The 13,104-nt window shown below is 69.9% G+C and carries 7 protein-coding genes and 1 pseudogene; 7 read left to right on the top strand and 1 reads right to left on the bottom strand.

The annotated features are described in order from the left end of the window. Nucleotides 1-40: 40 nt before the first annotated feature. Complete coding sequence (locus A3Q37_RS08245; RefSeq protein ID WP_065480256.1) at nt 41-1,498, bottom strand: site-specific integrase; 1,458 nt, start codon at nt 1,496-1,498, stop codon at nt 41-43. 130 nt (nt 1,499-1,628) lie between these two features. Between A3Q37_RS08245 and A3Q37_RS08240 the strand changes: the two are divergent. The 7 genes and pseudogenes from A3Q37_RS08240 to A3Q37_RS08210 all read left to right on the top strand — a co-directional run. Continuing rightward, nucleotides 1,629-2,928: pseudogene (locus A3Q37_RS08240) on the top strand (DEAD/DEAH box helicase); the annotation flags it as partial. Further along, entirely contained in the window at nt 2,925-4,373 is a 1,449-nt protein-coding gene (locus A3Q37_RS08235) for an SWF or SNF family helicase (RefSeq protein ID WP_065479937.1), read from the top strand. The pseudogene A3Q37_RS08240 and the gene A3Q37_RS08235, both read left to right, overlap by 4 nt. 254 nt (nt 4,374-4,627) lie before the next feature. Then, nucleotides 4,628-5,215, top strand: a complete 588-nt coding sequence (locus tag A3Q37_RS08230) for an N-acetylmuramoyl-L-alanine amidase (RefSeq protein WP_065479935.1) — start codon at nt 4,628-4,630, stop codon at nt 5,213-5,215. A gap of 107 nt (nt 5,216-5,322) precedes the next feature. After that, nucleotides 5,323-6,582, top strand: a complete 1,260-nt coding sequence (locus A3Q37_RS08225) for a GAF domain-containing protein (RefSeq protein ID WP_176711373.1) — start codon at nt 5,323-5,325, stop codon at nt 6,580-6,582. Between the two features lie 111 nt (nt 6,583-6,693). Further along, complete coding sequence (locus tag A3Q37_RS08220) at nt 6,694-8,217, top strand: aldehyde dehydrogenase family protein (RefSeq protein ID WP_065479930.1); 1,524 nt, start codon at nt 6,694-6,696, stop codon at nt 8,215-8,217. A 525-nt stretch (nt 8,218-8,742) separates the two neighbouring features. Beyond that, the gene (locus A3Q37_RS08215) at nt 8,743-9,174 is read left to right on the top strand and encodes an effector-associated constant component EACC1 (protein ID WP_065479927.1); all 432 of its coding nucleotides are present in this window, start codon (nt 8,743-8,745) and stop codon (nt 9,172-9,174) included. A 6-nt stretch (nt 9,175-9,180) separates the two neighbouring features. Beyond that, a complete protein-coding gene (locus tag A3Q37_RS08210; RefSeq protein WP_065479924.1) occupies nt 9,181-13,056 on the top strand; it encodes a caspase, EACC1-associated type in 3,876 nt (1,291 codons plus the stop codon). Nucleotides 13,057-13,104 lie beyond the last annotated feature (48 nt).

Below are 13,104 nucleotides of genomic sequence, written 5' to 3'. Positions count from 1 at the left end.
TGGTCGGCCGGCGGCAGCGACGCGGATCGTCCCCTGCGGCTCATGCCCTCCCTCCGGTCTGCTTGACGGTGAGCTTCACATCGATGTCCTGGATGCCCTCCGATTCCCGGGCGAGCTTCGCGAACACGCCGTCCAGGTCGGTCACCGCCTCACCAGCCGGCTCCTCTGCCTCCCGCAGCAACGAGGCCAGGTCCAGGTGGCGTACCGGCGCGAGATACGTATCGACCGTGATCTGGCGGGTGGCGTGGCCCAGCAGCCCCTGAACCATCTGCCACGGGTCCCCGAGAAGCTGCCCATAGTGCCGGCGCTCGCGCGCGGTCAGGCCGAACCTGCGGTCGAGGACCTCATTGAGCGTGACCAACATCTTCAAGGCGAAGCTGTGACGCCCCGCGTGCACCCTGGCGTGCGGCCAGTACACCTTGTGCGGATCCACCCGCTCATGCTTCGGAGGCGCCAGCACCTTCCGGCACCGCAAGTTCGCCGCACGGAAGACGGCCTCCCACGAGTGCGGATGAAACGGCAGTCCCGCCTCGTTCAGCCACAGCCACATCGGCTCCGGCCCCAGCGGGCCCTCCGTGAACAGCAACGTCCGCTCCTGCCAGGTCAGCCGGTCCAGGGCCTGCTCACACAAGGTGCCGTCACGCTCCACCCAGCGGACCTTCCTCCGCGGCCCGGGCGTCACCTCGATGACCAGCCGCATCCCGGCCAAGCGGTCATAGCGGCCTTTGAGTTGCGCCTTGCTCACGGCCCAGGCGCGGGAGCCGTCCGCGTACGACTCGATGTCCCGCGCCGACTCCGTAGACGCGTAGTAGGTCCGCGCCGCCTTCGCCCGCGTCGACTCCGCAGCCAGCCGGCCGAAGCAATAGCGGCTGTTGCCGAGCCGGGTGGCCGGCACCTCGAACGTCAGCAGTGCCCCCGCCTCCTGACGGCGCAGTCCCGATGACACCACCAGTCGCGTGAACGCCACGTTCCTGTCTTCCAGCCGTCCCATCCAACCCGGCTCCACGAGATCCTGAGCGTCGTGCCCACACAGCCCGACAGCGATCCACAAGCGCCATGCCCTCGGCGTGAGCCAGTGCATGCCCGAGGCCGGCTTCACCGGCTCCAGACCGGCGGGCACCTCGCGTACCTCACCCTCGCGCCCGACGACCTCGCGCACCGCTACCGGGCTGTGCGTGACGTACCCCTTCCGCTTCGCCCACTTGAAGAACGCAACGAAAGCGGCGAGTTCACGATTCGATTTCGAGGCCCCGACCCGCCCCGGATTCTGCGGAGCCTTGAACCGCCAGTCCTTGAAATCCTCCAAGTCCTTGTCTCGGGCATCCGACCAATGCCTTCCCCGGCTCCACAAGAACGTCAGCAGCAGCACCAAATCACAGGAGTAATTACGCCGCGTCTCCGCCGTGTACCCCCGGAAAACCGCCGACTGCCCGTACCGGCACAGCACGGGATCGATCCGGTAATCAGGCGCAACGAAGACCGCATCGCCCTCCCGCATTTCAAAGTCGGCACCTACGAGACCCGATCCGCCAGACCGCTCCCACCAGTCCGCACCCACCCAGAACACCCGCCACACAGCTCTACTCAACCCCTCCTGTAGCCCTTCAACACGCTGAACCTATAGGGAATTGATCGCCCTGCATCTGCACCGGCAGACCGATCCCGGCGCCGCCGGGCCGACGTTGGTGGTGTGTTCCGACGTCGCTGATGGGCAACTGGCAGCGGGAGATCGAGAAGTTCGCCCCGGGCACGCCCGTCCGCCGCTTCCACGGCGCGTCGCGTTCCCTGGAGGGTCTGGTGGACGGCGAGTTCGTGCTGACGACGTACGGCACGATGCGCCTCGACGCGCCCCGGCTCGCCGCCGTGTCCTGGGGCATGGTCGTCATCGACGAGGCCCAGCACGTCAAGAACCCGCACTCGGCGACGGCCAAGCAGCTGCGGACGATCGGCGCCCGGGCCAGGGTCGCACTCACCGGCACCCCCGTGGAGAACAACCTCTCCGAACTGTGGGCGATCCTGGACTGGACGACGCCCGGTCTGCTCGGCCGGCTCGGCACCTTCCGTACGCGATACGCCGCCGCGGTCGAGGGCGGGAACGATCCGGCCGCCGCGGAGCGACTCGCCGCGCTGGTGCGGCCGTTCCTGCTGCGCCGGCGGAAGTCCGACCCGGGCATCGCGCCCGAGCTGCCGCCGAAGACCGAGACCGACCGGGCCGTGTCGCTGACGCCGGAACAGACCGGTCTGTACGAGGCGGTGGTCCGCGAGACGCTGGCGGAGATCTCCGCCGCCGACGGTTTCGAGCGGCGGGGGCTCGTGATGAAGCTGCTGACGTCGCTCAAGCAGATCTGCAATCACCCGGCGCAGTTCCTCAAGGAGGAGCGGCCGCGGATCGCGGACCGTTCGGGGAAGGTCGAGCTGCTGGATGAACTCCTGGACACGATCCTGGCCGAGCGGGGCTCGGTGCTGGTCTTCACGCAGTACGTGCAGATGGCCCGGCTGCTGGAGGAGCACCTGGCCGCGCGCGGGGTGGACACGCAATTCCTGCACGGGGGTACGCCGGTGGCGCGGCGCGAGGAGATGGTGGCCCGCTTCCAGACGGGCGAGGCGCCGGTGTTCCTGCTGTCGCTCAAGGCGGCGGGGACCGGGCTCAACCTCACGCGTGCCGGTCATGTCGTGCACTTCGACCGCTGGTGGAACCCGGCGGTGGAGGCGCAGGCGACGGACCGGGCGTACCGGATCGGCCAGACGCAGCCGGTGCAGGTCCACCGGCTGATCGCCGAGGGCACGATCGAGGACCGGATCGCCGACATGCTGGCCCGCAAGCAGGGTCTCTCGGACGCGGTGCTCGGCTCGGGCGAGGCGGCACTGACCGAACTGACCGATGCGGAACTGGCCGACCTGGTCGAGCTGCGAGGGGGCGCGCGATGAGCGACGACTACGGATACGACTTCGAGGACGATTCCCCGTACGGCACGGAGACGGAGTATGGGGCGAACGACGCGAACGACGCGAACGTCTCGGGCGGGGACGAGGGGGCCTGTGCGTCGCGGGTCGGCGCGCCCGGACCTGAGCGTACGTTCGCGGCGCTTCCCCCCACCCAGGGCCGGGGTTTCGCCACGTCCTGGTGGGGCCGGGCGTGGCTCCAGGCCCTGGAGGACACGGCGCTGGACGGTCAGCAGCTGAAGCAGGGCCGCCAACTGGCCCGGAAGGGCGGGGTCGGGGCGGTCTCCGTACGGCCGGGGCGGATCACGGCGATGGTGCGGGACCGCGACGGCACGGCCCACCGCAGCGACGTCCTGCTCCAGCAGCTCGGCGCGGGCGCCTGGGACCGGTTCCTGGACATGGCCGTGGACCGGGCCGGGCACATCGCGGCGCTGCTGGACCGGGAGATGCCGCCGCATCTGGTGGAGGACGCGGCGGGCGCCGGGGTCGAACTGCTGCCGGGCATCGGGGACCTGGAGCCGGAGTGCACCTGCGGGGCCTGGGACCACTGCCCGCATTCGGGGGCCCTCTGCTACCAGGTGGCGCGCCTGCTGGACGAGGACCCGTTCGTCCTGTTGCTGATGCGGGGGCGCGACGAGCGGCGGCTGCTGGACGAACTCCAGGTGCGCAGCGCCGCTCGCGCGGTCCGCTCGGGGGACGGCGGGACGGCAGGGGCCACCGGTGACGCGGCGCGGGAGGTTCGCGGGGTCCCGGCCGGGGAAGCGTTCGCGGCGGCCGGGATCCTTCCGCCGCTCCCCGCTCCCCCGTCGGCCCCCGACGCGCCGGGGCTCGGGCCGTCCCTGGACACGGAGACCCCGCCCGCGCCCGGCATCGACCCGGCGGCGCTGGAGGTGCTGGCGGCCGACAGCGCGGTGCGGGCCCACCGGATGCTGCTGGACGCCCTGGCCCCGGGGCACGAGCAGCAGTCGCTCCCGGTCGAGCTGACCCCGCAGCAGGACGCGGTACGGCTGGCCGCGGACGCCCGGCCGGATGCGCGGGTCGGGGCCCGGCTGGCAGCGGGTTCCGGCCGCCGGCCCGCGGACCTGGACGCGGCGGTCCGCGCCTGGCGGTACGGCGGGGTGGCGGCGCTCGCCGTGCTCGACGAGGAGTGGGTCCCGGACCCGGACGACCTGGGGCGGGCCCGTGCCCGGCTCGGCGAGGCGTGGGAGACCGGTGAGCGCCCGGCCCTGCGGGCGAGCGGGCGGGCCCGCTGGACCATGGCGGGCACCGACCTCCAGCTCCGGCTGGACCAGGACGGACGCTGGTGGCCCTACCGCAAGGAGCGCGGACGGTGGGTACCCGCCGGACCGGCGGACGACGATCCGGCGGGGGCGCTGGCGGGGGCCGAGGACGGGGCGGCGGACGGAACGGCGGTCGGGATGAGCGGGTAGGGCGCGGCGGTCTGACACGGCCGGTTCCCGGGGGGGGGGGGGGGCTGGGTCCCTCCGGGAACCAGAACCGGACACGCGGGGGCCGCACGCGCATAGGCGCTTCCAGTGAACCGGCAACACGTGCCCGGATGTGCGCGGATCGCACGCGCGTCCGGAAAGCAACCACCGGGAACCAGGCATCCCATGCGCTCGTCATGTGCTGCGACAGGGGCGATCGATCGACCGGGGCCCGTCGCCCCACCCCAGGAGCACTGTTGCACCGCAGAAGGATCATCCAGTACGCCGCCGCGACGCTGGGTGCGGCGGCCGTTCTGCCGTCGTCGGTCCGGGCCGTGGCGGCGTCCAAGGGGTCCACCGACTATGCGACGGCCCTCTGGGTTCCGGCCCACCCCGCCAACTACACCGTCCCCTCCCGCCCTTCCGAGCGCCGGATCGACCGTGTCGTCATCCATGTCGCCCAGCAGCTGTTCACGCCGACCGCCGGTATCTTCCGCTCCCCCTCCAAGCAGGTGTCGGCCCACTACGTGGTGCGCTCGGGCGACGGGCACGTCGCCCAGTGCGTACGGGAGAGGGACATTGCCTGGCACGCGGGCAACTGGAGCTGGAACACCCGGAGCATCGGTATCGAGCACGAAGGGTGGGTGGACCGCCCGGAGTTCTTCACGGACGTCATGTACCTGCGGTCCGCCGGGCTCACCGCCGACATCTGCGACCGGCACGGCATCCCCAAGGACCGGGAGCACATCGTCGGCCACCACGAGGTGCCGGGCAGCGACCACACCGACCCGGGCGTCCACTGGGACTGGGAACGCTACCTCCGGCTCGTCCGCGACGCCGCCTGAGTCCTCTCCCCCACCACCCGTGGTGATGACTCTCCGCACCGAGGTTGTCGCGGAGGCCGACGGCGACGACGATGGGAGAGCACGACGGCCCTGGACGGGAGGGTGAGTTGACGGATCCCTGGGTGGCCCTGGCGGCGGACACCGATCCCGGCGAACGGAGCGGCGCGCTGCGTCACGCCCACGATGTGTTCACCTCGGCGGGGCGGCTGGAGCGGCCCGTCCGCGCGGTGGTCGGGGCGTCCTGGCGGCGCTCGGCGCGGGCGCGGGTCAGCCCGGACGAGGCCCCCGTCGTGGAGCTCGGCCCGGACGAGCTGGGGCCTTACCGGGCGGCGCATCCCCTGGCCCGGGCGATGCCGGTGATCCGTGAACTGATGGGGGCGTACGCCACGGACGGGGAACATCTGCTGGCGGTCTGCGACGCGCACGGCCGCCTCCTGTGGGTGGAGGGCCATACGGCGGCGCGGCGGGCGGCGGGCCTGATGAACTTCGTGGAGGGCGCCCGCTGGGCCGAGTCCGTGGCGGGGACGAACGCGCCGGGGACGGCGATCGCGGTGGACCGCCCGGTCCAGGTCTTCGCGGCCGAGCACTTCCTGCGGCCGGTCCAGCAGTGGACCTGTGCGGCGGCACCGCTGCACGATCCCCGTACGGGCCGGGTCCTGGGAGCCGTGGACATCACGGGCGGGGACCGGCTCGCCCATCCGCACAGTCTGGCCTTCGTCCAGGCGGTGGCGCGGGCCGCCGAGTCACATCTCGCACTGCTGACACCGCCGCCCGGGGCGGACGTCGACGCGGTGCGGCTGAGTGCGCTGGGCCGGGACGAGGCGCTGCTGGTGGCGGGCGGGCGAAGGCTGCGGCTCAGCCGTCGGCACAGCGAGATCCTGGTCGCGCTGGCCCGTCGGCCGGAGGGCCTGAGCGGAGACGAGCTGCTGGTCGAGCTGTACGAGGACGAGTCGGTGACCCCGGTGACGCTGCGGGCGGAGCTCTCCCGGCTCCGGCGGCTGCTGGGGCCCGATCTGCTGGACTCGCGCCCGTACCGGCTGGCCGTCCCGGTGGACGCCGATTTCGACACGGTGACGCGCCGGCTGGGTTCGGGCGCGGTGGCGGCGGCGCTGGACGCGTACGCGGGCCCGCTGCTGCCGGGTTCCGGGGCCCCGGCGGTCGTACGGCTGCGGCGGCGGATCGAGGAGCAGTTGCGGGCCGCGCTGATCGCCCGGGGTGATCCGGGGTTGCTCGCCGACTGGGCGTACAGCCCGTGGGGCGAGGAGGACCTGCCGGTGTGGCGGGCGCTGGCCGAGGCGGTCCCGGCGGGCCAGCGGCCGGCGTTGCTGGCCCGGGTCCGGGGAATCGACGCCGAGCAGCGCGGCTGAGGGCCTGCCTGCCGTGCGCCCGGTTGCAACGGCCTTGCAACGTCACCGTCCCTAGCCTCGCGCCGAGGGCCGTCCAACGGCGGGCGGCACCGGATCCGGGAGGCCACAGAGATGACCCGTTACGCTGCGCCGGGCACCGAGGGCGCGATCGTCACGTACGCGTCCCGCTACGACCACTGGATCGGCGGGGAGTACGTGCCGCCGGCCCGGGGTCAGTACTTCGAGAACCCGAGCCCCGTCAACGGCCGCCCGTTCACCGAGATCGCGCGCGGCACGTCCGAGGACGTCGAACGTGCCCTGGACGCGGCCCATGCGGCGGCTCCTGGCTGGGGCGCCACGTCCGCCGGGGACCGGGCGTCGGTGCTGAACAGGATCGCCGACCGGATGGAGGCCCATCTGGAGGAGCTGGCGGTCGCCGAGAGCTGGGAGAACGGCAAACCCGTACGGGAGACCCTGGCGGCCGACATCCCGCTCGCCATCGACCACTTCCGCTACTTCGCCGGGGCCCTGCGCGCCCAGGAGGGCTCGCTCAGCGAGATCGACGACGACACCGTGGCGTACCACTTCCACGAACCGCTGGGCGTGGTCGGGCAGATCATCCCGTGGAACTTCCCCATCCTGATGGCCACCTGGAAGCTCGCCCCGGCGCTCGCCGCGGGCAACGCCGTGGTCCTCAAGCCGGCCGAGCAGACGCCCGCCTCGATCCATTACTGGCTGAGTCTGGTGGCGGATCTGCTGCCGCCGGGCGTCGTCAACATCGTCAACGGTTTCGGAGCGGAGGCCGGCAAGCCGCTCGCCTCCAGCCCGCGCGTCGCGAAGATCGCCTTCACGGGTGAGACCACGACGGGGCGGCTGATCATGCAGTACGCCTCCGAGAACATCAAGCCGGTGACGCTGGAGCTGGGCGGCAAGTCGCCGAACATCTTCTTCGACGACGTCTCGCGCGCCGACGACGACTTCCTCGACAAGGCCCTCGAAGGGTTCACGATGTTCGCCCTCAACCAGGGCGAGGTGTGTACGTGCCCGTCGCGCGCGCTCATCCAGCGCGGCCACTACGGCGCGTTCCTGGAGGCGGCCATCGCCCGCACGGAACAGATCGTGCCCGGCCACCCGCTGGACACCGACACGATGATCGGCGCCCAGGCCTCCAACGACCAGCTGCACAAGATCCTTTCGTACCTGGACATCGGCCAGCAGGAGGGTGCGAAGATCCTGACGGGCGGCCAGCGCGTCGAGCACGGCGGTGAGCTGGAGGGCGGCTACTACGTCCAGCCGACGGTCTTCGAGGGCGACAACCGGATGCGGGTCTTCCAGGAGGAGATCTTCGGCCCGGTCGTGGCCGTGACGTCCTTCACCGACTTCGACGACGCCATCAGCACGGCGAACGACACCCTGTACGGGCTGGGCGCCGGAGTCTGGACCCGCGACGTCAACACGGCCTACCGGGCGGGACGCGGGATCAAGGCGGGCAGGGTCTGGACGAACTGCTACCACGCGTACCCGGCGCACGCCGCGTTCGGCGGCTACAAGCAGTCGGGCATCGGCAGGGAGAACCACAAGATGATGCTGGAGCACTACCAGCAGACGAAGAACGTTCTTTGTTCATACAACCCCAAGAAGCTCGGGTTCTTCTAGAGCCTCAAGTTGGGTGCCTGGCGGCATCGTTGCGCTCCAGGCACCCCGACGCAACAGCCACCCAATGTAACGTGTTGGGTTCTTCTCATTACTCTCTGACATCCGGCGGAGTTCCCCACGGACCAGTTGCGGACCAATGGCGCCGGAAGAGAGTCATCCTGTGGGTCGTCCGCTCACGAGCGGACGACCCACCGAATACCCGTAGGCAGCGCTTGAACCGCTGGAGTACCTGCCCTCCTCACACTCTCGAAGCATTGAAGCCAACCGAAGCAAGTGACGACATCAACGATCGGCTCCCGCTCTGCCAGTTCCATTCCGACCTGAGCCTCGCACGGCTGATCCACGGTGCGGGGAGGGTCCTGGTCGACCGGAGGCGCTATGTGCACCGGTTGCTGACGCCTACAAGGGTGGAGCGCTTTCGCGTCAACTAACAGCAGTTTCCGGATAGTTCACGTTTCCATAGTTGGCTCGTCAGGTACTTTCCCGAAGCATCGTAGGGCGACAGCTGACAGCGCAGGGGGACGCGTGAGCAACGACGGAAAAGGCCTGCCGCGCCTGTTGATCTCTGTGATCGACGAGGATCCGTTGCGAGCTCGGAGGGACGCCCGCGAATTGCTTGCCGAGGTTTCGGAGACGGACCCGGCAGCCTCCCTGCGCTTGCCCTCAGCCAGTCCCGCGGTGAGCACCGACAAGGGCGGCGACGTCTCGGAGGTCGTCGGCCTGGCCCTGAGCGCCGGGTCGTTTGCCGCAGCCTGCATTCAGGTATGGCTTGCCAAGGTCCCCCAGCGCACCATCATCGCGACCCGTCCGGACGGGTCCACCATGCGCATCACAGGCCGCGAGGCGCGTGAGGACGACGCACGCCTCGAACGGTTCCTGGCTGAGGGATCCCTACCGCTAGGCGGTGACTCGGCTCATGGCACGCCGGACCACGACGACACCTCCACGGCGGACTGATCGGGAGTGCGCAACAACGATCGATACGCCCTTCTGATCGGCGTCTCCACATACGACAACGAGCACTATCACGACCTTCCGGCAGTCCGTGCCGATCTGCACTACATGCAAGCCGTTCTGCAGAGCACGGAGATCGGCCAATACAACGACTGCGACATGGTGCCGGACCCGACGCGTGCGGAAATGCTGCACGCCATCGAGTCGTTCCTCGAAGAGCGCCAGCAAAGTGAGAGCGCACTGCTGTATTTCAGCGGACACGGCGAGTTCTCCGAGGCCGACAACCAGCTGTACTTCCTCACCCGCGACAGCGACCCCGCCGATCTTCCCCGCACGGCGGTATCGGCGGAGTTCCTGGAGCGGACTCTGCAGTCCTGCCGCGCCGCGTCCAAGATCGTGCTGCTCGACTGCTGCGCCAGCGGTTCCGTCGTTCAGGGCTGGCATGCCAAGGGCCGGAAGGGTGCGGACTCGGACGAGGCGGAGCCCAGCACCCTGCTGCATCCCACTGGCGTGTACTTCATTACCGCCTCGGACGCGCTCCAGGCTGCCTCCGCCATGGCTCCCGAGGGATCGACGCTCGGTACTTCGCGGTTCACCGGTGAAATCGTCGAAGGACTGCGGAACGGACGGATCAAGGACAGCGGCTGGATATCGCCGGAGGACCTCTTCGAGTATCTGACCACGCAGATGGTGCGCAAGGGTGTGCCGGAGGAGCAACGCCCGACCAAGTCCACCATCCGTGCCACCCACACGCTGCACTTCGCCCGATCGGTGGCCAGCCCGGTCCATCTCCCCTCTCCGCCCCATGAACCGCCCCCGCCGTCGGCGGCTCACCTCAAGGCTCGCGAGCGGGTCGCGGCTGATCGTGAGAACTCCAACGACTGGCAGCGCCTGCTGCGTTACTACGCGCAGTGCCTAAACGCCCAAGCCGCGGCAAGCATGCTGCCCGATCGGCGGGCAGGACGGAACACGCAGTACTTCCTGATAGACGAGGGACCCGAGACCGTTCAGTCCGGTCTGAGCCCAGCACTGCCGGCCCCCAAGAATTTGCCCGGTGCGCACAGCTCAGGCGGCACCACAGCGAAGAACGGCTCAGGGCGCGCTGCCGATCAGCACGAATACTGGTACGGATATCCGGCCATCACGCTCCCTTCCCGCGGTGAGGGCAGCCGGGGCACGGATGTCGGGATCGCCCCGCTGTTGATTCAGCAAATGGAGTTGGCTCCAGACGAGAGCGGTCGCGCGGTGCTCCGCCCGAGCGGGGTGCCATCGCTGCACACCAAGTTGGTGACCGAGGTTCTCTCCGAGGACGAGGCTGCCCAGCTGTTAGCCCGTTGGCAGCCGACGTGGCAGCACGGCAACGACGCGCAGATGATCAAAGCCGTACGGGAGTTGCTTGATGTCCTGGGGCTCCCCGAGCTTGAACCGCTCGACGCCTCCGCTCTGAGCGGGGACTCGGTGAACGAGGCCCTGCGTCCCGGCGCGCACAACGCCGCCGTGATCCTGGCCCCGTCGAGCGTGGAGCGGTTCGCCAGCGACGGCGTCGTGGAGAATCTCCTGGCCATCTCCACCCGTAAGGACGAGATCCCGGGTACGGCACTGGACGCGCTCCTGAACGGCGGCAACCCCGCGCCCACCACGGATGCCATTCTCGTCGTGTCGGCCGGGCCCTTCAACGAGAGCCAGGAGCAGGTGGTCGTCTCCGCGATGACGCAGCCGCTGACCGTGGCCACCGGTCCACCCGGGACGGGAAAGAGCGAGGTCGTTACTTCGGTGGTGGCCACCTGTGTCGCGGCAGGTGAGTCAGTACTGGTGGCGTCGACCAACAACGAGGCGGTGAACGTCGTCGCCCAGCGCTGCGACGACATCGCTCCCGGCTTGCTGATGCGCACCGGCAACGTCGAGGCTCTGGTCAAGGAGGCCGAGAAGCTCGAGCAGCTGCTGTCCGCTCCGCCTGCCCAGCCCGCGCGCAGCTCCGCCACCGTGGCAGGTCAACTGCGAAACCTCCGCTCGCGCGCCGCCGCCCTGCGCGACCAGGCCGCACGACAGGTCGAGGGTGAGGTGCGGCTGGCCCAGATGTTGTCGCAGCGCGCCGACCTGGCCGGAAAGGCCGAGCTTCCGGTGGCGTCCCTGTCACGGCTGTGGCAATCCGGCGACCTCTCGGCGCTGGCACGTTGGGAAACGAGGGCCCGCCGGGCAGCAGCGGCGGGCGGCTGGTGGGGGCGCTGGCGCCGAACGCGCGCCATGAAGGTATTCGTCACCGCTGCCGGTACCGATGCAGCGGTCCAACTCCCCCCATGGGCCGCGGAACGACCCGTTGCCTCGGATCTTCTCGATGACCTGGCGGATCTGACCGGCCTGGAGCGCCAGGTGCGTGACCTCACGCCGGCTCAGGCCGCCTACGACGAGGAGGCCGTGCGCCAGGCCCGCTCAGGCTGCGCCACGACACGGGCCCAGCTGTCCGCAGAGCTGTGCGAGGCCATGTCGGCGGAGGTGCTCGACCGCGGGCGATCACTGCTGGACCAGCGGCTTCAGACGTTGCGTCAGCGCAAGGGAACCCAGCGCAGCCAGCTGAACCTGCTGCGCCACCTGAAAGGGTGGGCGATCACCACCCACGCGGTGCGCCAACTGAGGCCCGATCCAAAACTCTTCGACCTGGTCGTCATCGACGAGGCCAGCCAGTGCTCCATCGCGGCGGTGCTGCCCCTGCTGTTCCGCGCCCGCAGGGCCCTGATCATCGGGGATCCGATGCAGTTGACGCACATCCCCGGTATCTCGCCGGAACAGGAACGTCAGGCCCGCGTCAGGGCGGGTCTGAGCGCGGCCTGGCTGGAGGACCGGCGGCTTGCCTACCACGTCCACTCCTCTTACCACGCCGCCGCGCAGAACGGCGAGAGCGCGCTGCTGCTCGACGAGCACTACCGCTGCCACCCGGAAATCGCCGAAATCGTCAACGGCCATTGCTACTCCGGCGCGCTGGAGCTCATGACCGACGTGCGCCGGCAGATACCCGCGATCGATCTTATGAACACCGGGGAGGGGGCCCCTGTACTGGCTTGGGCGCATGTGCCCTCCGGCGAGTCGGCACGCGGCCCGGGAGGAAAGTCCTGGCGCAACCCGTCCGAGGGCGCCGCTGTTGCCGACATCGTGCGGGCGCTGCTTCGCCGTCTGCCCGAGAGCGCGACCGTGGGCGTGGTGACACCGTTCCGTGCCCAGAAGGACGCCCTGGAGAGCATGATCGGCAGCGACCGGGTCCGGGTAGGAACGGTGCACGCCTTCCAGGGCGGCCAGCGCGACGTGATGATCCTCAGCCCGGTGGCCACCACAAACACCCCACAACGCACGGCCCACTGGGTGACGAGCCAGGTCAGTCTCTGGAACGTCGCGATCACGCGAGCCAAGTCGCAGTTGATCACGGTGGGCAACCACGCCTACTGGCAGCAAGAGACGGGGCTCCCTCATCTGCTGTCCTCACGCTCGCTCTTGTGGGACCCAGGACAGACCACCAGCAGGCGGCCCACTCCTGCGCCAGAGCCGCGTCTCCGGCAGGGCCGTCACCGTAGGGATCTCACCGACACTGTGCAGCAGGTCCTCGCCGCAGACGGTGTTGTCGAGCTGGAACGTGATGCGCTGGTCGGTGGACAGCGCATCGATCTGCTGTTCACCGCGTCCGGCGGCAACACCGCGGTCGTCGTCGACACCGGCCCCGGGCCGGACCGTGATCCGGCACGACACCTTCGGCTGGTACACGAACGAGCCGGCCTGCTCGTCGGGCTTCCCTCAGGCGGTCGGGGTGCGAAGGCCGGTCCTGTCACGAACGTGGTCCGTATTCCCGCCTGGCGCATCCTCGCCGGTCCGAACGCACTGGCGCCGCTGTTCGACTGAGTGACCGGTCGGCCATCGGTGGTCGACCGGGACATCCGACGTAGGGAG

Origin of the sequence: Streptomyces sp. PTY087I2 (genome assembly GCF_001687325.1) — a bacterium.
Classification (GTDB): Bacteria; Actinomycetota; Actinomycetes; order Streptomycetales; family Streptomycetaceae; genus Streptomyces.
This window is presented reverse-complemented; position numbering and strand designations above follow the sequence as displayed.